This is a genomic window from Robertmurraya mangrovi (assembly GCF_034427655.1).
Lineage (GTDB): Bacteria > Bacillota > Bacilli > Bacillales > Cytobacillaceae > Robertmurraya_A > Robertmurraya_A mangrovi.
Genome location: NZ_JAXOFX010000004.1, coordinates 226,632 through 248,955, shown reverse-complemented (window position 1 = coordinate 248,955; position 22,324 = coordinate 226,632). Strand labels below are relative to the sequence as shown.

Genomic DNA, 22,324 nt, shown 5'->3' with positions numbered 1-22,324 from the left:
TCGAGGTCATATTGCCTCTGGCACACTAGTCGATATTCTTTCATCAAAAGAGGAGACCTCAAACTCTTACTGTTTTTAATCTAATACTATCTTTTAGAAACTCATCTATTTTCGTGAATGAGTTTCTTTTTAGTTTCTGGTAACTATCTTTCAATTGATATGACTTTTTAGCTTTATCATGGAAATTTCAATTTTAATGAATTTGTTCCCCATAGATATATAAGCTCCTCTTACGTGCTTATCCTTTCGCGAAATCCATTATAAATAGGGATTTACCAACTGTATAAAATAAAAAGCTTAGATTCTTGTTTCTAAGTATGTATTGCGCCTAATAGGTTTTTTTGGGATTGCTTCATGAACAGTTATTTAATGTGGTAGGTGCCAACTTGATAGACTCTTGATTGGGTCAATAACGAAAACGTGGATCATTTAGAACTGATATAGTCATTAAGCCTCAGGGTTTAAGAAGGATTTCAAATAATTAGATCGTCAAGTGTGAAGGTTCAGGTAGATTGACCCACCTCATTTTGACATTACACCATATTTTCATACATTTATCTAACACTACATAACGAAACAGCTAAAAGATATGGACGGATAACAAAAGACTTGCAAAGAAATCAGTACTATTTTCCACTATTCATGCTTGTTTTAAAGGATATATAATGATGAGGGTAGTACCACATTTTCAAAATTCGACAAATTTTTCGAGAATTTATACGAATAGTCTTTTGACAAAAAATGAATATTCAGCAAAGGATAGGTGTACTTAATGGGGAATAAAAAAGTAGGTATCGTTAGTAAATTAACTGCAACCGCTTTATTACTAAGCTCACTTGCATCTGCACCAATTGGAGTTTCTACTGTTAAATCAGCTGAAACAGCAGAGTCTTCTGTAAAACTTCGTATTTTAGAAACGACTGATGTTCACGGTATGATCATGGACTATGATTACTATCAAGATAAAGCTACGATTGAACACGGTTTAGCAAGAACAGCTCAGCTTATTAAGCAAGCAAGAGAAGAACAACCTAATAACCTATTATTTGACAACGGTGACTTATTACAAGGAAATCCTTTAACAGACTATGTTGCAAAGGTAAAAGGTTTAGGACAAACAGAAGTTCACCCAATCTATAAAGTATTGAATTTACTAGCTTATGATGCAGCTACTTTAGGAAACCATGAGTTTAACTACGGACTTCCTTTCCTTGAAAACGCAATGGAAGAAGCTGAATTCCCGTTCGTTAGTGCTAATGTTTACAATGATGATAAAGATAATGATGATACAAACGATATAAATAGATTCAAGCCATATACAATTATTGATAAAGAGGTTGTAGATGAAGCTGGTAACAAACAAACGATTAAAGTTGGTGTTATTGGTTTAGTAACTCCACAAATTATGCAATGGGATAAAGGACATCTTGAAGGACAAGTAAAAACAAAAGATATCGTTGCCGAAGCTGAAAAGTTTGTTCCACAAATGAAAGCTGAAGGTGCAGATATCGTTGTGGCACTTGCTCACACTGGTTATGATGATAATGCTCAAGCCTACACAGATGCTGAAAATGCCGTTGCACCTTTAAGTAAAGTAGCTGGAATTGACGCTATCCTTTTTGGACATAAGCACGTAGTATTCCCTGGCTTTGCAGGTACAAACATCGATTCAACTAAAGGAACGATTAACGGAGTTGCGGCAGTTGAAGCTGGTAACTGGGGTAACAACTTAGGTGTTATTGATTTAACATTAGAAAAAGTGGATGGTAAATGGCAAGTTTCAGATTCACAATCTGCTGCACGCCCAATTTTTAAATCTGAAAAAATAGACGGTAAAACGGTTAAAACTGCTCTGGTAGATGGGCCAGATGCTGAAGTAGTAGAAGCAATCAAAGAAACTCACGAAGGCACACTAGAATATGTACGTGGAAAAATCGGTGTTACATCTGCACCAATGTATAGCTTCTTCTCACGTGTTCAAGATGATCCTACAATCCAAATTGTAAACAACGCACAAACTTGGTATGTAGAAAAGTATATTAATGAGAAATTACCTGAATACAAAGGAGTTCCTGTATTATCTGCGGGTGCACCATTTAAAGCAGGTCGTCAAGGTCCTTCTGATTACACTAATATTACTACTGGCGATCTTTCGATTAAGAGTGCCAATGATTTATATCTATACCCTAATACTTTAAAAGCGGTTGAATTAACAGGTGCTGAAGTAAAAGAATGGTTAGAAATGTCTGCAGGTCAATTCAACCAACTAGATTCTAAATCAACAGATGCACAAGAACTAATCAACTATGATTTCCAAACATTTAACTTCGACGTTATTGATGGAGTTAAATACGAAATTGATGTAACACAACCGGCTAAATATGACCTAAACGGTAATCTAGTTAATGAAAATGCAAACCGTATAAAAAACCTAACTATGCCAGACGGTACATCTGTTAAGGCTGACCAAAAGTTCGTAGTCGTAACAAATAACTACCGTGCTAGTGGCGGTGGTAACTTCCCAGGTCTTGTAGGCGGAAAAGCTAAATTAGTTGTTGACTCTGCTGATGAAAACCGCCAAATCTTAATGGATTACATCACGGAACAAGGTACAATTAATCCTTCTGCTGATAAAAATTGGAGAATTACTCCGTTTAACGAGAATGCTAAAGTAACATTTAACTCTGCACCTGAAGTTGCTAAAGAAGTATTAGATGATAATACAAATATTACTTTTGTAGAAACAACTGCTGATGGCTGGGGTAAGTATCAAATTGACTTAGGAAAACCTGCTGAAGTAGAAGTTGATGCTAAATTAGTAGTTAACGCTGTGAAAAACTATGATAAAAAAGTAACTGGAAAAGCTCCAATTGCTAAAGGTAACACGGTTACTGTTAAAGTAGGTAACAAGGTTCTAGGTAAAGATAAACACATAGATAAATTTGGTAAGTTCTCTGTTACTTTAAAGGATGCTCAAAAAGCAGGAACAGTATTGACTGTTGTTGTTACAGATAAAGTAGGGAAAGTTCTTTCTTCTAAGGAAGTAACGGTTCTAGACAAAACTGCCCCTAAAAGGTGACAGGCACCTGCAATGTTTCTGTAATGTCAGTGTAATACCTTTGACATAGAGGATAGTAATTTTACTATATTAAAAAAACCCTTAACATCGGACAGTCCGACGTTAAGGGTTTTTTGTTTTCTATTAGTAATGGTTTTTAAGGAATATTGCACCTAACTTTTCAAAACGACTTATTTCGGCAGATAGCTGTGGTATAATTTCCCTTATTACTATCAATGGGAGGATTGTATGAAAAAGGCTCTATTAAAATCTATTATTATACTTTTGGCATTATTTATATTTAATTCTAGTGCTATATCAACACAAGCTGCATCAGTCAATTGGAATGGTACATGGAAGTTAGCTACAAGCAAACATAGTGGTGGCACATTAAAGATTTCGAAGCAAAGTAAAAGTAAATTCCAGTTTAGTCTGAACGCTTGGAACGGTGCAAATGTCGGAGAAATAAAAGGGACAGCTTCATTTAAAGGCACAAGTGCGCGCTTCGACGATAAACAAGGATGTAAGTTAAATTTAAAAGTAAAAAGTAACAAGCTTACTCTGACTCAAACCACCGAATGCTATTATTACGCAGGTAATGGTGTTGAATTTAGTGGTACATATTCAAAAGGAAAAACGCCAAAGGTCACTTATGATCTAGTGAAAAACGGGGTATTCAAAACAAATAGGCAAAATGATGCTTTTCGTAAGATGGTTGGAAAGGATTACAGCAAGTTTGTAGATAGTATGCAAATAATTTATGAGGACTCTGATCGAGATAACTTAAAAGCAAAAGTATACAGTGGTGGAGTTCGGGGTTTATATACGATTATGGAAGCTGTTGTTATGCATAACAGCAAGGGGCAAATGTGGGCAGCTGTCATCGTAGACGGGGAAAAAATTCATTATTATTCAAATGTAAAATCCTATAAAAAGAAGTATCCCAAAACATTTAAAGAGTGGAGTTCTAGATTTAGTAATTATCCAATTGTATATAAAAGTAAATAACTATTAGGGGGAGACTAATGAATTTTTCAAAAAGAGCACTATGGCTAGTAACGTTTTTATTCTTTTTATTACCAACAAGCTGTTTCGCTTTAGGCTATGAACAAGAACCAAATGATACCATTGAGACTGCAACCTATATCGATTTAAACACTCCTTTCCAAGGTGAAAAAACTTATAGCTCAAAAATGGATTATTATAAATTTACCTTACCAGCTGATGGTAAGGTAAACGTTTCAATTAAAAATAAAGTAGGCTCGACATGGTTTGTGACTGTAATGGATGGAAAACAAAAAACGTATCAGTACTTTGCCTCTAACAGTGGAGTTGAAGTGGTTGATAATAACATTGATAAAACAAGTGTGGATTTAGGTTTACCTGCTGGAACCTATTATTTATTAGTAAATTGCGATGACCAAACATTAAAGGTCCCCTACGAAATTGAAGTTGATTTTAAAAAGACCGATTACTACGAAAAAGAATTCAACGATTCAATGGAAAATGCCACTCCTATTCTAATCAACAAAAAGTACAATGGTCTTATTGAATCCGAGGATTGTTGGTCTTGTGCACCTAGCCAAGATTACTTTAAGTTTAAAATTCCTGCTGATGGAAATGTCACCTTAACTGTGAAAAATAAAGTTGGAGCAAATTGGTACTTCTCTGTTCAAGATGTAAAAGGAAAACAAATTCAATATCTTCCAACTCTAAGTGGAGTAGAAGTAGAAGATAATAAACTAACCTATAAAAAAGTAAATATCGGTTTACCAAAAGGAACTTACTATATTTTAATTACAGGTAGTGATAGTTCTGTAGACATCCCATATCAATTTGAAGTAGATTTCAAGAAGAGCTCTTATTACGAAAAAGAATTTAACGATTCGATGGAAACGGCCAATAAGATAAAAACCAACCGTACATACAACGGTACAATAGAGTATCATAGCTCTTGTTGGTCTTGCTCGTCAGCCCTCGACTATTATAAATTCTCCGTTCCACAAACCGGGCATGTGGATTTAAGCTTAGCAAAAAAGAAGGGTCATCACTGGTCTGGAACATTGCTAAATGGTAAAGGAGAGTACATTTATCATTTTGATTCTAATACTGGTAAAAAGACCATACGCTTACCTAAAGGGACTTACTATATTCAGATAGTTTCAGGGGAAGGATCAGCTACCGTTCCATATAAATTAATAGCCAGCTATAAAGTACTTTGGGGCAAAGTCTTAGTTGAAAAAAGTCAAGTTGGTAAAATAACAGCAAAAAGCAATGTAGAGCAGTATCAACTTTCTAAGAGTGGGAAGCTTACTAAAAAAAGAACACTTTCTAAAGGAACGGAAGTAAATGTTTATGGTACAAAAAGAATTAAAGGTACTACTTACTATAAAGTAGGTGGGAGTTACTATGTAAAGAAATCATCTAGGGTTAATTATAAAAAAATTCCTTCTTCTATTAGTAAGATCATTAAAACTTATTATTAATCATTTTGTTGCTCTCTGAAGTTTTGGTAACTCTACTAAATCAAGTTAACTTTCTTCTAATGGTTAATTGGAGCAGAGTGTAACTTGTATTTCACTCCTACGAGAGAAGTGGTTCAGTGGGCCTTGCGATAACTACGTGAAGACTGGAGTAATATAGGAAAAGTTTCCTCTCGCCCTTCCCCTATGGGAAGCACTAGTCAAGTTTAATAGAACTTAAAAAGGTTATGATTTTCTAGTATAAGGTTCATCCGCTTATTGTGATGAACCTTTTTTTCTGTCTCTATTTTCCTCAAGAGTCAGGGCTTATTTATTATGAGTGCCCCTAATTTATCATAGGTGTAACCTTTCAAAAAAAATGTCGTCTAATCTAATATAGGGCCTATAAAACATATTAGATAGGGTGTTAAACATGAAATTAAATAAACAGATTGCAACAGTATTATCTTCTGTCTTTTTATTAGGAGCATTAAGTGCTTGCGGTTCAACAACTGATACAGGTAGTGCGCCAACAACCGGTTCAAAAGTCGAGTCACCCACTGACACGGGTACACATGTAGAAGAACTAAAACTGAGTACTGTCCTAACTAGACAAATTATTGATGGGAAGCTGACATATAAATTTTCTTTACGAAATGACCAAGATGAAGAGGTAAATGTTAAGTTCAGCAGTACCCAACGGTTTGATTATGTAATTAAAGATAATAATAACCAAGTTGTATACACTTATTCAGCTGATAAAATGTTTGGTGAGATGATGACGGAGAAGACACTTAAAAAAGGTGAATTTTTTGATTCTGAGATTGACCTTTCAGAAGCTGTACCTCAATTAGATGAAGGTGAATATACGGTAGAAGTAGTTTCTTCAGCTCTTGGTGGAGAGAAATTAAAAGAATCGTTCCCTGTTATTATTGGAAAAGCAGAAGAAACTAAAGTTGAAATGCTAGAAGAAACCGTCACGTTTAACGGGTTACAAGACGGAAATTCTATTGAAGTTTTAAACGATGCAGGAGATATTGAAGCTATGCGATTATCGGAGTCGGTCAAAGAGTTTTTTAATGAGCTTGCTGAAAAACAAAACTTAGATACACCAGATAAAGTGCACATTAAGTTGTATTTAGCGAACGGTCAAAAAAACATCGTTGGTGCAGAGAAAATAGCAAAGTGATAGTTAAAAAACACCGATTATCTGACGAATCGGTGTTTTTATATGATTTTTTCTTCTGTTTTATCATTTTCTTTTAACAACAGGATAACCTCTTTGTCTGACCTAGCAGGTAAAGTAAACTCTCGATCGTATTCCTCAAGTCCCTTGCCCGTAATAAAAACCCAATCACCTTCTTCTGCTGTTTCCCAAGCCTGTTGTATAGCAAGAGTACGATCTAATTGAACCTTTCCCTTCCCTCGACAATGATATAAATTTAGGTTGACTAATTCCTCACTAATTTCATTTTCCGAAACTCCATTTAAATCATCTAACGTTAGTAAGACAGCGTCACAATGCTTGGCAGAGGTTTTTACCATATCCACTCTTTTAGATGAATCTCTCGCCCCCCGAAATCCAAAAATGTGTGTAATCCGCTTAGCCCCTTGTTGTTTAGCACTGTTTAGGCAGTGTTCAAATGCATCCTTTGTATGAGCGTAATCCACCACAAAGATGGCTCCTGACGGGTGATGTATGATTTCAAAACGCCCTGGTGCTCCTCGAAAAGATGCAAGAGCTTTTATAACAACCATAGGTTCAATTCCCATTTCAACTGCCGTCAAAAATGCTATTGCAGCATTATAAATATTATGAAGTCCTGGGAAGGGGTAAAATATCTTATAATTCTCACCGTTCATACATAAAGTAAAATTGACTTTTCCTTGGAGTTGGATGTCCTTTAAGATACAGCCGTGGTAGCCATCTTTTTTATTGTCTTCATTGTGCACTTCAAAAGATTGACTTCCAAGGGTCCTTATTGGGATATGTAATTTTTTTGCTAGTCTTTTTCCCCACGGGCAAATTTCGTTGATTATAGCTTTTCCATCCTCTTTTAAATGATTAAACATGATAGACTTATCTTCAAAATACTGCTCCATCGTTTCGTGATAATCTAAATGATCATGGGAAAGATTTGTGAATATCCCATAATCAAGTCCAATCCCCTCTATTCTTGACTGCTTAAGAGCGTGAGACGATATTTCCATAATAAAGAATTCATCTTCACTTTTAGATAAAAGGGTTTGAATTTGTAGGGCATCTGGAGTCGTGTTGGTTGGTTTGTAAACCTCACCGTTAATAATATAGGAGACCGTTCCAATTAATGAACATGATTTACCAGCTGCTTCAAGAATATGTTTTAGTAGATAAGAGGTAGTGGTTTTTCCATTTGTTCCTGTAATTCCAATTACTTTATGTTTTTTTGATGGATAATTGTAAAACATACTAGATATCTTCCCTAGTGCTTCCCGACTGTTTTTTACAATAAATAAGGGAACGGTTGTGTTGATTGTCTGGTGCTCTCCAATAACGGCAACCGCCCCTCTTTTTACTGCATCTTCAATATATTTATGCCCGTCAGTCTCGTATCCTGATATGGCTATAAATAAGTTTCCCTTTTCCACTTTTCGAGAATCAACTGCTATTCCGGTAATATGTATGTCAATCATTGTGGAGTCCCGATTTACATTAATCTCCTCTATGGCCTCCAACAACTTTATTAAATGCATCGCTTATACCCCTTTATCCCTTCTTCACTTGCTACTTGGTTTAATTTGCACTCACTTACATAGCTTTCCTAAAATCTATTAGAATTATTCAAGGTTTAAGGAGATACGAAAAAAATCCCAAAGAATGGTCTCTGGGATTCTACTCGCTGTAAAATTTTTTAATTTATTTCAAAAAATTATTTAATATTTGTTACATATTTAGAATGTACATAGCCTGTTACCTTGCCATATTTAATTTTGTACCATGAACCTGTCTTTGAATAGATCGTTACCGTCTGGTTTTTTTTCACTGTTCCAACTACTTTAGACAAAGTAGTTGGTTTTTGACGAATGTTTAATGTAGTTGCTGTTATTTTTCCTGTTTTGTACTTTGACTTACTTAATTTATATTTTTTCGTTGCTGAACTTTTATTTCCACTCGTGTCAGCTGATTTTATAACGATTGTATAGGTGCCATTCTTTATTTTTGAGACATTCCACGGAAGTTTGATAGTACCTTTATTGTATGATTTATCCTTCACTAATGTTGAAACCATTTTACTGTTGTTATCTTTTATATAAACAGTCGTTTTTGTTTTTTCATTAAGGTTGAATGAAATATTCACATTATTCGTTTTTGAATCATAGGCTCCTTTAATGTCCTTAATGATAGGTGGCTTTGTATCAGGGGTTGGTGCTTTACTATATAATTTAGTTAATGTGGTCCCTGGATAATAGAACTTCAGTATCTTTTCAAAACTATGTCCAGCTTTTGCTCTATACATAGCACCCCATTGGCTTAATCCTACTCCGTGTCCATTCCCACGGCCTTCTACTTTAAAAGTTTTCGTTGTTTCATTTACACTGTCAACTAAATAACTAAGCATGATGCTATTACCAATCATGCTGCGTAATCTAGTAGAACTAACATTTTTATATTCTTTATTTACTTGTTCTAGGCTACCATCCCTGTTCTTAACTAAATATTTTAAAGTAATAGAGCCTTTAGAGACTCTTCCCCCACTAGTTGGTTCTGTAAGTTCTAATGTTGGAATGGAGAGCACTTTTATTTCTTTCTCGATATAATTATATTCACTTGCTATTAGCCATTTTTTTATGTTGTCGGTGATTTTTTTATCTTTTTCTAAAGTTGCATCCCACCAATCTTCTGGCTTTTCTAGATCCTTGTCTGTAAGATCAACTTGGATTTTATTAATTGTAATATTCCAAACCGTTTTCGGGTCAAAAGTATCATCTTTGATTAATAAATAAGATAAAGGAGAACCACCCCATGCATTTTTATTAGATTCTGTTACCCCTCCATTACTAGCTGAGTACAGGGTTTGAGCTAATTTATCACCATCTTTTAACACATATCCTGTAGTCTCTTCTACAGCACGGTCTGAATTAGGGTAGTGGCCTTGGAGCCCACCGTATACTTGGTAGTTAATTGTATCATCAATCGTTTTCCCTACTCGAGTTATGGCATAATTTCTAGCGGCCACTGCCTGTGCTTTCAAAGCTTCAATTGGCCAAGATCCGTACATTTCATGGGGAACCACACTTTTTAAGTAGGTTTCCATTTTTACCTTGTTGATTGGTCTTATATAGGTTTTCGTTCCAACCTTCTCTGTAGTAAATTCGAATTGACCAGCGTATGGTCGACTATTTACTGATAGACTGTTGTTTTCTTTTACAGGGGTAGCAATCATTGTATTATATGTACCTATTAACTTAGTACCATGATAAAGATTTAATTCAGACTTTTCATATTTCAGTGAATAGGTTTGTTCACTTTTGAGAGTCATCTTTGACCCGGTAATAAGATAATCCCCTGTTGGCTTTATCGTAATCTTAGTTTGATCTTTTAGAAAGTTCTTTAGCTTTACGCTGATTACTGGCTCTGAAGAAGATGAAGCTTTTGCATTTTGAAAAGGAACTTGCACACACGACAAAAACAATATAAATGATAAAAGTATTTTAATTGTCCTACTCACTTATTTAACTCCCCACATATATTTATAGAATGATATTTATAAATATAGAATACCAGTAAGCTGGAAAAATCGGGAGTAATAAATATTATCCATTTTTGTTCTTAAGCAAAAGGATCTATAAAAATATACAAAATTACAAAATCTTTACAAACTTATTTATTAAAATACATAAAGGAATTTTATAATGGTAAAAAAGAGTATCGGAGGATGTAGAGTTTTATGGAGCACGGTAAAGCAGTGATCTATAACAATGAACCTTATGTCGTCGTCTATATCTATAAAAATGGTTGGTGTGAATTGAAAAGCACTAAAAACCCCTACCAATATGCCCTTGTATCAGAAGTAGAATTACAAAAGTGTTGCAGGTGACTGTCACCTGCAACACTTTTGTAATATTAGATTTTAAAGTTGCTTACAAGTTTTTGTAAGTCTTCTGACATTTTTGCTAGTGTGTTAGCATTTTGTGCTATTTCTTCAATAGACCTACTGGTTTGTTGTGCAGATGCGGTTGTTTGTTCAATTCCTGCTGCAGACTCTTGAGCGACCGATGAAATTCTATCGATAAACGCATCAACTTTGGCTGTCTCTTCATTTATTTCTTGTAAACCTTCTGTATTTTGCGCAATTTTTTTCATCATGCTCGATATAGAGTGTGTTATTTCTTCAAACGTCTGTCCTGTAGTGTTTATCTGTTGTGTACCTGATTCTACTTGTGCAAAGCCTTCTTTTAGTGAGGAAGTGACTTTTTGTGACTCTGTTTTTATTCCGTCTACTATTTCTTTGATATCAATAATTGAAAGTGAAACCTGTTCAGCTAACTTTCTAACTTCATTAGCAACAACTGCGAAGCCTTTCCCATGTTCTCCTGCTCTTGCCGCTTCTATTGCTGCATTTAATGCTAATAGATTCGTTTGATCGGATATATCTTGAATGACTTTCACTAGATTAGTAATTTCACTAGATTTTTGATCTAAGCCCACAACTTGATTTACAGATCGGTCAACAATTTGATGAATTTTTTTCATTTGTTGAACGGAAGAATCCATTAATTCTTTGCCTCTAGTTGTTAAAATTAATGCAGTATTAGCTGATGTAGAGACTTCGTTACCGTTATTAGTGACCTCAACAATTTTTGTAGAAAAGTCATGAACAATCTGTGATAAATCAACGGTTGAGTCAGCTTGGGATTCTGCGCCAGCTGAGAGTTCTTGCATGGTTGAAACTACCTGGCTACTTCCTTCTGCTATCTCGTTTGAAGACTTCAGCATATGTAAGCTTTGATCTTTTACTACATTCGATACATTAGATATTTTTTGAATCAACTCTCTTAGATTCGTTTGAGTTTCAGATGCTGATTGAATGAGTTGCCCTATTTCATCTTTTCTATGATTAATAGTAAAGTTTACATTTAAATTTCCTTTTGAAATTTCTTTCATTTGTTCTGTAACAAGTTGAATCGGTCTTGAAAAACCATTGCTTAGTACCCAAGCTATAGTTGATACAATTACAACGGTTAATACTCCAATTAAAAGGGATATGTTACCAACTTGTTTCTGGATACGATTTAATAAAGTTTCATCTTGGCTAATTAGGATAGCTCCTATCACTTCTGTATTGGTTGGATCATACATTGGCAAAAATGTTTCTAGGATATTTCCACTCTCTTTAGTAAGTTCCTTACCAGACAGTACTTTTGTTAGGGCGGAGTCGCTTTTTAAAGTGTTACCTACATTATTTTCTTCCGAAGAAACAAGAATTTCGCCTTCTGCGTTTAAAATGTTTAATTCTACACCCTTCAACGTATCTGTAATAGATTTCACGAACTGACTATTGAGACCTGTTTGAAGTGTTCCAATTACTTCGTTGTTATGTCTAATCGGGGTAAAAGCACGTACAGCAAGACCACTACTTCCAAACTCAAAACCTGAGATTTCCTGACCCTTTAAAGCGGCTTGAATTGCTAGCTTGTCACTCTTGTCATCCCCAAACTTCTCGGGGTTATGGCCTCTAAATAAAACTACTCCGTCTTTACCTCCAAGTTCAAACACATCTAGCTTGTGCTCTTCTTTTAACTGGTTGAAGATTGGAGTAATAGCTTCGTCCATGACCTCGTGGTTCCCACTTTTGAAGGCTTCAACTACTTCAGGATTATCTGCATAAATTTTTGTTAGATCTAGTAACCCTCCTGACACCCTAATTAGCTGATTTTGCACAGAGTCTTTAGTTGCACTTTGATTATTAGAAGATATTTTTGAAAATCCTTGATTGTTTGTAAAATATAATATTGTACTACTTAATAATAATGGAATAATTGAAACTAGAAGTAAAATAGTAAAGAGTTTGACCTTTATTGAGTTCAAGACTTGTCCCCCTATATTATATAAGTATAATTACCTAAAACTTTATTCTTATATTAACTAACACTTCCAAATTCTTCAATACAAATTATCCGTTTTTTCGACATTTATTGCACAAAAAAATACTGGTTGTGCACCAGTATTTTTTATTTGATTAAAAACCCCTTTGCCATTGATTTAAGTAAAGCTCTTTTACCCAGTTTTTGAATAGCTTCTTTACTCCAATGTTTCGTTTTTAATGGGGTAAAATAAGGGGACTCATTTTTTACTCCTTTTGGGTTAGAAACTATTATATCTCCCGCTTCAATCTCTCCCATTACCTCAAGATTATTATTTACTTGTATCCCTGTTTTAACTAAACGTTTATTGATGCTTCCATCCTTATCAAGGGCAAATACATAAATCTCGTTTCCTTTTCTTAGTGATTTAAATGGAATCGACAAGGCATCTATTGCTTCTCGTTTAATTATTTTTAGCTCTACATGTGAACCATAAGGTAATTTTTCTTCAGGAATTTCTTCAAGTTGAATAATGTAACGATATTGGCTCTTTTTTTCGTTAGATTCCTCAACAGGAACTGTAAATATTTGAGAAATCGTTCCTTCGAAACTTTTGCTTAAATGTTCAGAAGTAGCAATAACCTTCATACCTACAGATAATTCCTGTACTTCCTCTTCAGACATTAACCCTTCAATTTGCTGCTCGTCTGAATAAATAGTTATGATAGGATTATTTAAGGTGGGATTAACCTCTTTTATTGTGCCTCCCAGATTGCTATTTACCGTTAGTGTCGTTAAGCCTTCGGTTGCTGCGGTAATAATTTGTTCGTATTCAGCTATCTTACCTTCAACTTTACTTTTCTGTCTTTCCTTTTCATATATTTCTGCCAGAATTGAATCCGATAAAAGTTCATTCTGTACTTTGTTTCCTTTTTCTTTATCGGATGTTGCTTTTTGGGACATGCTTTGTTGCAGAGTTTGTAATTGACTAATATTGACTGTTAGTGCCGATAGCTCTTGCTCTAATGTTGATTTTTCACTCTGTAATTTTGTAAGATCTCTTTCAATCTCTGATGGTGAGTATTCTAGAAGTGCTGCACCTACTTCTACTTCCTCCCCTTCCTTAACTAGGAATTGTTTAAACTCGCCACTTTTTGCTTGATGATAAATATGCTGTTCTTCAACAGGAGTTATTTTACCAGTCCCTTTTTTAGAATCAACTAGTGTCATTCCCTCAACTTTAGTCCAATTTTCTATGTAATTTAATCTACTAATCTCACTATCCTTTTTAAATATTAAATAGAGATTGGATAGAATGAATAAGGCTGTCACTATCGTAAGCAGCCAGTATTTCCATTTCATTTATGAGCACCCCCTTAGATGAGCTTTTCAAATTGAATGTATGAGAATAACGCATTGAACACCCAGAATAATAAATTAATAGATAGTAGAATAACTAGAATGAAAGCTGGGCTTTTTTGAGACATTGATTTTAAGTATTTATACTGGATAACTATCGCCCATATTTTAAAGAGCGTAATAGCTGAAAGAAAATAGATGATTAGTTTGTAGTTGGTTATGTATTGTGCCATTACTCCGAAAGAGAACGGTGAAGAATCTTGATCTATTCCAAGAAATAGATGCAAAGGGATTATAATTAATTTTTCAAAAAGTAAGATTGTTACGACTAATAGTTGTATAATTACTAGTTTTTTATATTCAATGTCTGCAAATAACCAAATTAATAGAGATGGGAAAAAGATATAAAGCGCTGTAATCACAATCCCATTTAGTACTTGTCCTAATGCAAAAAACACTTTCATTATCTCAAATTGTTCTGGAGTTAATTCATGTATTTTGTTTGAAAGTATCTCGTTTCCAATTCCAAAATAAGCACTGATGCTTGATATTATTATGGTTATTATCATTAAGAGAACAGTTCGTCCCCATATACCCTCGATTCGTTCCGCTTGCTTGAGTTGATACGAATAAACGAAAGGCTGAAACAGACTGCGAAGAAGCTGAACTTGGTAGTACATTTTTATCCTCCAACTGGTTTGTCTTTTATTGTTTGTCCTTGTCTATTTTAACCGAAAAGTGAATGAATTGGAAAAAATATGACAGCATTTTTAAAGGTGACAGTCACCTGCAATGTAATTATTACATTTCTGTAATACCTATGTAACAATCTACTATCCTACTAAATAATTTAGACTAGTGAATATATCAAAAGGGTTCCTAAGAATATATACCGAATATATTAAAGGTGACAGTCACCTGAAATATTTTAGAAATATTATAAGGAGGTTAGAAATGGGAAGAGCCAAACGGATCTGGAGTCCTGAACATTTTCATCATGTAACAAGTAGGGGGAATTGGAGAGATTACTTGTTTAGAGGCAATCGCGATTTTATGTATTTTTTAAGGTTATTAAGCTACATCCATAGGAATCATGCTATAGAAATTACTAGTTATTGTCTTATGTCTAATCACTATCATTTACTTCTAAGATCTAAAGAAGCTAGTTTGTCTTCTATCATGAGTAGAATTAATAAATCATATTCGGATTACTACAATTATCGATATAAAGTTACAGGACATCTGTTTGAAAAACGTTTTTTTAGTAAGCCAATTTATGATGATTTAGGCATTGCAGAAGTGAGTCGCTACATCCATTTGAATCCTTTAGAAGCTAGTATTGTAGAGGATCCTCAAGATTATCCCTGGTCTAGTTACTATTTTTTCCACAATAGTTCTTCCTCCTCGCCACCGTTTCTAAATTTCCAACCTTTACTTAATTTTTTTCCTGGACAAACTGAGGAACAAAGAAAAATGGAGTATCATAATTGGGTACAACACAAGTTAAAAAACCCATATAGATAAAAAGATATTTTATTACAAATACGTTAAAGGTGACTGTCACCTTTAATAATTTTGAAAAAGATGAGTAGAATACTTTCCACTCATCTTTTTCATTACCTATTTACTTTTTCAAAGGATGTTTACTCTCAACCTTCACCAATACATCCTCACTCTTATTCCCAGCCAGATCAACCACATAAACAGTCAGCACTGTACCAACCTTCTGCTTATCAAGCTTCACATGGAACTTACCTTTATTCTTCGCTTCTGCCGTTCCTATTACTTTATTTCCTACTTTCACGTAAACAGTACTGCCTTCTTCTGCTGTTCCTCTTACTTGAGGGTCTTTATCTGTTACTTTGTCTACTTCTGGTTTTGCTGGTGGAGTCGTATCTTTGTCTTCTCCGCCATCGTCATCACCTTTTGACGCAGCAAGGATAAACGTACCACCATCATTGCGTGATGCAAGGTCAACGATTACTTCTTTATTCTCGTTAACACTATACTTTTTACCGCTGTATACATCTTGCACTTTTGTTCCAGCTGCAAAGTCTACCGGAACTGTTACTTGCTTAGCCTCCGCCGTTGTATTCATACCAACGTAGATAGCCTCACCGTTGTATTCTCTTTCAATAACAACATATTTGTCAGCGTCTCCACCGGCTACTTTTGTTCTAGCACCCTTAGAGAATACTTTTGAGTAGTCAGCACGGATGTTTAATAGTTTTGCATAGTGGTCGTGTAGGTCGACTGTTGCTGCGTCTTTGCTTTCGTATTTATCCCAAGGCATGCTTGCACGGTTTTTACCAAACTCAGAGATGACACCGTTGTTGGATACCCAACTTGATTTGCCTGAGTTTCCTAGCTCTTCTCCGTAGTATATGACCGGTTGGCCTTTAGATGTGATTTGAAGGGCTGCTGCAACTTTTAGTTTTCCTACATCTCCACCTACATACTCGGATAGGAAGCCATCTTGGTCATGGCTGCTTAAGAATTGTCCTAGCATGTGAGAGCTGTTTAGTTTATTGTTACGTTCTGTTAAATAGGATTCTACTCCGTCAATGTTTCCATTTACAAAGTCTCTCGCTTTTTCTTTAAAATCAAAGTCTAATAGGGAGTCCATTTGACCTGTGCCTAGGTAGCCACCGTCATTAGAGATACTTGCTCCCCAATACTCGCCAATTAGCTTGAAGTTTGGATCAATTTTCGTCAGTTCGTTCTTGAACGCCATCCAAGTTGCTTCTTCCACGTGCTTCACTGTGTCTACACGGAAGTAGTCTATGGTTCCGCCGCTTGCTGTTCTTGCTTTTTCTAGCCATGCTGTTTGCCATTTGATGATTTGGTCACGAACAGCAGGGTCTTCTGTTTTAAAGTCAGGCAGTTCATCCAGTTCACCACGCACTGTTGGGTCTTCATTTACAGTACGTAGCATATCTTTAAAGACGGCTCTTTCTTCTTCTGTTGGTAAGCCCTCTAAGTCTTTCCAATTATCTTTAATTTTGTTCATACCGTAACCTGTGTGGTTCAGTACAATGTCCACCATGATTTTCATTCCGCGAGCATGCGCTTTATCGATTAGCTCTTTGAAGGTTTCAAGGTCACCTAGTGTTTCGTCAATCTTTGTAAAATCTTTTGCCCAATAGCCGTGGTAGGCATACTGCTTTGCTTCTAGACCATCTTTTGTTTTAAAATCTGCACCTTTGTTGAAGTCAATATTATCTACAATTGGTGAAATCCAGATCGTATTGATTCCTAGGTCTTCTAGATAATCTAGCTTGTTGATAATTCCTCGGAAGTCTCCGCCATGGTAGGCTTCATCATGGTTTGGATCATATCCTAGTGGATGGTTGTTGCTCTTGTCACCGTCTAAGAAGCGGTCTGTTAACATGAAGTAAATGCGTGCTTCATCCCAATCGAAGTCTAGCTTTCCTTGGTACGTTCTTGCTTTTACATCTACGCTAGCTATTTGTTTGTGTTTGTTACCAAACTCATCTACGACTGTCACACTTAATGTTTTCATTCCAGCTGGGATTGAATCGCTTGCTGCAATTGTTACTGCACCCACCGCTGGGTCAATATTTACTTTTGATTTTCCTCCAAGCGGAGTTAAATCTACATACATTTCTTTAAATGAAACTTCCTCTTCGGTCGTAACATTTACCGAAAGAACCGCATTTTCGTTGTGTGAAATTTGAGCAGGATTTACCGCTGCTTCAATACTTACTTTTGGCAATGTGTAAGTGATAACAGACTTGCCATCTTTCGTATTTTTCGGGTCAGTTACTTCGGTTGTTTCTCCCGCTTTGGTTAATAAGAAGCTGTATTCATACGAACCAGGATCTATGTTTTCTAGCTTATAAGAGAAGTACTCATTTTTCTCGTTATACGTCATTGCATATTCTTTTCCTGCTACTTTTACCTTTACGTTATCAATCGTATGCATTTCATCTTTTTGATATAAAGCTTCATCACGATAGAAGAAGGTTACGTTTCCATCTTCTAAAACGGGACCTTTAACGGCAGGTACGACGGTTTGGCCAGGTACACCAGTTACAACCGTTACCTTTGTGATTACTTCGTCACGGTCAATTTTTATATTATGGTCATCACTATCTGGAGAAATTTTTGCTGTGCTCCAGTCTGTGCCTTTACGGATTAGGAAGCCAATGGACTCGGTTGTTGGTGCGATTTCAATGTTTGCAATCGCTGTGTCACCATCAAATTCGGTAAAGTCAATTTGATCATTTTTCACGCCTGTGTTCCAAACCCAAATATTCCATTCTTTAAAATCTTGGTCTGGTCGAACGTATTTAATTCTGACATAACGTTGGACGTTTTCTTTTACCGTTAATTCTAGTGAAGCTGTAGCGTCTCCTGCGGTAGCCGTGATGGTTACGCTACCTGGTTTAATTCCTGAAACTTTCCCTGTTCCATCAACCGTTGCAACGGATGTGTCGGATGACTTCCAAGTTACTTTAGAGCCTAACATTTCTTGATTGAACTGGTCACGGACAAGAGCTGTTAGTTGGGTTGAGTAAGTTTCATAGACAGATTTATCACCAGAAATCGTAATCGTTTTAGGAGCAAGGGTTGCCACCGATACTTCAACAGATGCTTTTACGCTACCTACTGCTGCTGTAATCGTTGCAGTACCATTTTTCACTCCAGTCACTTTTCCGTTTACAACTGTTGCTACGTCTTCGTTTGAAGTGGACCATTCAACCGTTTGGTCAGTCATGATTCTTCCTTTTTGATCTTTTACATAAGCTAAGATTGTTTTGGAAGAACCAGGGTTCATAGCAAAATCCGTTGTGTTTAGGTCAACACTTGTTACTTCAGCTGTGTAATCTGCTTCTTTTTCATCATATAAAACCATCATAGAAAGTGGTTCTACTGAAACTTTGTCGCCTGTTACTGTGCGGATCGTATCTGTTCCTGCACTTGTGTGGTCAACGACAATATTCCACTCACGGTTTGAAGGTAAGCTTACTTCTTTTGCTGTTTGATTCGCATTATAGATGACAACGATATTTTTCCAAGTGTCGTTATTCGCAAAATTCTTCAGTTCATAAGCCACTACATTTTCGTTTGCTTTTGTTACTTGTAGGTTCTGCTCAATCGTTGTTTTCGAGTTCATTTTAAAAGCTGGATGAGCTTTTCTTAGTTCAATTAAGCCTTTATAATAATCAAATACAGGTTGATATTGGTCTTTTAATTCCCAGCGAATTTTATTGATTTCGTCTGAGCTCTTATAGCTGTTATGGTCACCGTATTTACTTCTAAGCATTTCTTCACCCGCATGGATAAAAGGAATACCTTGAGAAGTAAGGACAATTCCATTCGCTAGTAAGCTGCGTTTTACATGCTCATTATCTAAAACATTAGCTTCCGTAATGCTGGCATGAGGATCCTTGCTGATGTCTGTTCCAGCAATTTTCATCAATTTATCCCAAAGATTTAAATTATCATGTGCCGTTACATAGTTAATCGTTTCAGAAGGACGGTTTGTAAAATCAGTAATCGCACCCTTTAAGCCCGTGACGATATCATTTTCTCTGCCTTCTGAACCTGTTGCAAAGCCTGTACTGTTATCATCGCTTCCGCCTTTAATCGCTCCACGAAGATTATCATTGAATACGGCATATCCTTGATCTTTTTGTGTGCCTTTAAAGTTTTGGAAAGCAGCATCTAAGCTAGTCGATCCACCTGTCCAAGGCTCACCGTAAATCAAAATCGTAGGGTCCACTTCTTCTTTTAACTCTTTTGTTAACTCAGACATCGTTTGGCGGTCGATTAATCCCATTAAGTCAAAACGGAATCCATCTACACCATATTCTTTTGCCCAATACTTAACCGAATCCTTAATGTACTTACGAATCATTGGTCTTTCAGAAGCGACTTCATTTCCTGTACCTGATCCGTTCGTAATTTTCCCTTCATTATCTGTACGATAATAGTAGCCAGGAACGATTAAATCAAAAGGTGAACCACCTTTAAGTTGTGTACTTTCAGGCATGTACGTATGGTTATACACCACATCCATGACAACACGTATTCCTTGATCATGTAATGCCTGCACCATTTCTTTGAATTCTTTTACTCTAGAAGTTGGATCTGCTGGATTTGTAGAGTAAGAGCCTTCAGGTACGTTAAAATGGATCGGGTCATAGCCCCAGTTAAATTTAGGGTCTGAAGAATTCGGATCATCTACTGTTAGTTCGTTAACTGAACCAAAATCATAGGATGGTAGTAAGTGAACGTGAGTAATACCCAATTCTTTTAGTGAATCTACTCCCGTTTTTACACCGTTTGGACCTTTCGTGCCTGTTTCTGTGAAAGCTTTATACTTTCCTTTGTTCGTCATACCAGAGTTTTCATCAATAGAGAAATCTCTTACATGTAGCTCATAAAGGATTGTTTCTGTTGGTGAAACTAAAGTTGGTTTTTCTTGTGGCTTGAAATTACTAGGGTTCGTGCTTGATAGATCGATAATCGCAGTTCTTTGACCGTTTGGAGACGTTGAAACTGCATATGGGTCAACCGCATAGTTTACCGTTCCGTCAGCAAACTCTACTTTATAAAGGTAGTACTTGCCTGCTCGGTCTCCATTTAGAGTTGTTGACCATACTCCGTTTTCCGCTCTAGTCATTTCTGTTTCTTGGCCGCCTGTATTATCTCTTACGAACGGACCTTCATAATTCCCTTGATCATCGTATAAGGCAACGCTTACATTTTTAGCTGTAGGTGCCCAAAGCTTGAAGGTTGTGCCAGATGACGAATAGGTGAATCCTAAATCATTTCCACCATAGTAGAACATGTCATCGTTCAATACATTACGCATCGTAACATTTTTGCTTGCGTAGCCTGTTGCCTGAACTTCATAGACTTTTCTAACATCGACTTGTGTTGGATCTTGGATTGTTAGCTTAACTTTGTCATTGCTTAATTTTGTTACAGTAGTTGGAATTTCTTGATTTGCCTCAACATCCATTAGCTTAAATGTTGTGCTGTCTGCTAAATTTTTGTTTACTTTTACGTTGATTTCTTGTAAAGAATCCATTAAAGCTGCTTGAACAGAAGCGGATAGGTCTGGTTTTTGGTAATAGATTTCTTGTACATCTTGAACGATCCAAACTTCTATTGAATTGCCTTCTTTGATTTCTATTTTTCTAGTAAGATCTTGTGTGGTCCAGTTACCTGGTCTAGGAATAATATTTAGTTGGTTCGATGAGAACTCCACCGTTGCGGTTGCAAAGCCATCCTCTGTAGTACTAGTAAAAGGATAGGCTGCACCTTCTTTTCCATCCTCCCATAACCACATATCCCAATTGCTTTGATTTCCATCAAAACGGTAGTAATTGATCGTGTAGCTGTAAGTTTGATTTAAAATATTGATTACTTTTTCTGCTGATTTACCGTCTTGAGTAGCTTGAACCGTTACGGTATCGTCAGCTTTTACTTCATAAGATGAATCTACTTTTATCACGTTATCTGTTAAAGTGATGCCTGCTCTCTCATCCTTTATGCTCCATTGTGGAGTAGCAGCAGATTCTCGGCCGCTCTGATCTAGCATTTTTGCTGTTAGTTCAAGAGATTTTCCTTTTTCTACGTTATTAGAAGAAGTAACGATAAGTCCTGGTACATAAAGGGCGGAGTTTCCATCTAGTTCTTTAGAGTTCCCTGGATCTGTAATCCAATTGCCTTCATCTAAAATAAATTTGTATTGATATGTACCTGGTGCAAGTTCAAACGTTAACTGCCAAACACCATCCACCTTGGTCATATCCTTTGCACCGTCTTGCCAGCTTGTAAAACTGCCGGCTACGCGAACACGATTTGCATCACCTGTAAATTTGAATGTAGTGGTTCCGTCAGCATTGATAACTGGGCTTTCTGTTACAGGAGCTTTTTCTCCGATCGTAAACGCTGAGTTTCCGCCGCTCGTTTGAGAGTTAAGTGGATCTGTTGTGTTTTCATCCCAGCTTCTATTATTTAATAAAAATTTATATTCATAATTTCCTTTTTCTAGAGGTGGGATCTTTACAGTGTAAATCTCATCTTGCTTGGTCATTTCAATTGCTTTAGCAGTATCCCAGTCTGTAAAACTCCCTACCACAAATACAGCCGTCTCACCTTTACTAACATAATTAAAAGTGACACTTCCATCATCATGAATAATCGGGCTTTTAGTTTCTGTCTGAGCGCTAACGTTTGCATAAGGAGCTATGCCCGAAAAAAGTTGTAAAATTAAGGCAAAGACCATAACAATAGAGAACGCTCTTATCCTTGGTTTACTCAAGTTGTACTCTCCTCCTTTAGTTTTTGGTTCGTCCAAATTAGGTAGGTTTGTGCAAACGTTTGCATTTAAGGGTAAAAA

11 protein-coding genes are annotated in these 22,324 nt (G+C 36.0%); 5 read left to right on the top strand and 6 right to left on the bottom strand.

Annotation, left to right across the window (positions count from 1 at the left end; translation table 11 throughout):
• Positions 1 to 772 precede the first annotated feature (772 nt).
• The 4 genes from SM124_RS08895 to SM124_RS08880 all read left to right on the top strand — a co-directional run bounded on the left by SM124_RS08895 (position 773) and on the right by SM124_RS08880 (position 6,709).
• Positions 773 to 3,079, top strand: a complete 2,307-nt coding sequence (locus SM124_RS08895) for a bifunctional 2',3'-cyclic-nucleotide 2'-phosphodiesterase/3'-nucleotidase (RefSeq protein ID WP_322446157.1) — start codon at positions 773 to 775, stop codon at positions 3,077 to 3,079.
• A 228-nt stretch (positions 3,080 to 3,307) separates the two neighbouring features.
• Complete coding sequence (locus tag SM124_RS08890) at positions 3,308 to 4,066, top strand: hypothetical protein (RefSeq protein ID WP_322446156.1); 759 nt, start codon at positions 3,308 to 3,310, stop codon at positions 4,064 to 4,066.
• A 17-nt stretch (positions 4,067 to 4,083) separates the two neighbouring features.
• A complete protein-coding gene (locus tag SM124_RS08885; RefSeq protein WP_322446155.1) occupies positions 4,084 to 5,544 on the top strand; it encodes an SLAP domain-containing protein in 1,461 nt (486 codons plus the stop codon).
• A gap of 409 nt (positions 5,545 to 5,953) precedes the next feature.
• The gene (locus SM124_RS08880) at positions 5,954 to 6,709 is read left to right on the top strand and encodes a BsuPI-related putative proteinase inhibitor (protein ID WP_322446154.1); all 756 of its coding nucleotides are present in this window, start codon (positions 5,954 to 5,956) and stop codon (positions 6,707 to 6,709) included.
• Positions 6,710 to 6,747: 38 nt separating this feature from the next.
• Here the strand turns inward: SM124_RS08880 and SM124_RS08875 are convergent, their stop codons facing one another.
• The 5 genes from SM124_RS08875 to SM124_RS08855 form a co-directional block, all read right to left on the bottom strand.
• Positions 6,748 to 8,253 carry a UDP-N-acetylmuramoyl-L-alanyl-D-glutamate--2,6-diaminopimelate ligase gene (locus SM124_RS08875; protein ID WP_322446153.1) on the bottom strand — a complete coding sequence of 502 codons (1,506 nt, stop codon included), beginning with the start codon at positions 8,251 to 8,253 and terminating at the stop codon, positions 6,748 to 6,750.
• A 176-nt stretch (positions 8,254 to 8,429) separates the two neighbouring features.
• The gene (locus tag SM124_RS08870) at positions 8,430 to 10,229 is read right to left on the bottom strand and encodes a SpoIID/LytB domain-containing protein (protein WP_322446152.1); all 1,800 of its coding nucleotides are present in this window, start codon (positions 10,227 to 10,229) and stop codon (positions 8,430 to 8,432) included.
• Between the two features lie 395 nt (positions 10,230 to 10,624).
• On the bottom strand, positions 10,625 to 12,589 hold the full coding sequence (locus tag SM124_RS08865; protein ID WP_322446151.1) for a methyl-accepting chemotaxis protein: 1,965 nt from the start codon (positions 12,587 to 12,589) through the stop codon (positions 10,625 to 10,627).
• 143 nt (positions 12,590 to 12,732) lie between these two features.
• Positions 12,733 to 13,947 carry an efflux RND transporter periplasmic adaptor subunit gene (locus tag SM124_RS08860; RefSeq protein WP_322446150.1) on the bottom strand — a complete coding sequence of 405 codons (1,215 nt, stop codon included), beginning with the start codon at positions 13,945 to 13,947 and terminating at the stop codon, positions 12,733 to 12,735.
• 14 nt (positions 13,948 to 13,961) lie between these two features.
• Positions 13,962 to 14,624, bottom strand: coding sequence for a hypothetical protein (locus tag SM124_RS08855; protein ID WP_322446149.1), 663 nt, complete (start codon positions 14,622 to 14,624; stop codon positions 13,962 to 13,964).
• 274 nt (positions 14,625 to 14,898) lie between these two features.
• Between SM124_RS08855 and SM124_RS08850 the strand changes: the two genes are divergently transcribed.
• The gene (locus tag SM124_RS08850; RefSeq protein WP_322446148.1) at positions 14,899 to 15,468 is read left to right on the top strand and encodes a transposase; all 570 of its coding nucleotides are present in this window, start codon (positions 14,899 to 14,901) and stop codon (positions 15,466 to 15,468) included.
• 100 nt (positions 15,469 to 15,568) lie between these two features.
• On the opposite strand, the gene pulA is transcribed toward SM124_RS08850, so the two are convergent.
• Positions 15,569 to 22,246: a type I pullulanase gene (pulA, locus tag SM124_RS08845; protein WP_322446147.1), complete on the bottom strand. Its 6,678-nt coding sequence runs from the start codon at positions 22,244 to 22,246 to the stop codon at positions 15,569 to 15,571.
• Between the last annotated feature and the right edge of the window lie 78 nt (positions 22,247 to 22,324).

Coding starts and splice junctions, on each gene's coding strand:
- SM124_RS08895 (WP_322446157.1), top strand. CDS start 773: ATGGGGAATAAAAAAGTAGGTATCGTTAGTAAATTAACTGCAACCGCT.
- SM124_RS08890 (WP_322446156.1), top strand. CDS start 3,308: ATGAAAAAGGCTCTATTAAAATCTATTATTATACTTTTGGCATTATTT.
- SM124_RS08885 (WP_322446155.1), top strand. CDS start 4,084: ATGAATTTTTCAAAAAGAGCACTATGGCTAGTAACGTTTTTATTCTTT.
- SM124_RS08880 (WP_322446154.1), top strand. CDS start 5,954: ATGAAATTAAATAAACAGATTGCAACAGTATTATCTTCTGTCTTTTTA.
- SM124_RS08875 (WP_322446153.1), bottom strand. CDS start 8,253: ATGCATTTAATAAAGTTGTTGGAGGCCATAGAGGAGATTAATGTAAAT.
- SM124_RS08860 (WP_322446150.1), bottom strand. CDS start 13,947: ATGAAATGGAAATACTGGCTGCTTACGATAGTGACAGCCTTATTCATT.
- SM124_RS08855 (WP_322446149.1), bottom strand. CDS start 14,624: ATGTACTACCAAGTTCAGCTTCTTCGCAGTCTGTTTCAGCCTTTCGTT.
- SM124_RS08850 (WP_322446148.1), top strand. CDS start 14,899: ATGGGAAGAGCCAAACGGATCTGGAGTCCTGAACATTTTCATCATGTA.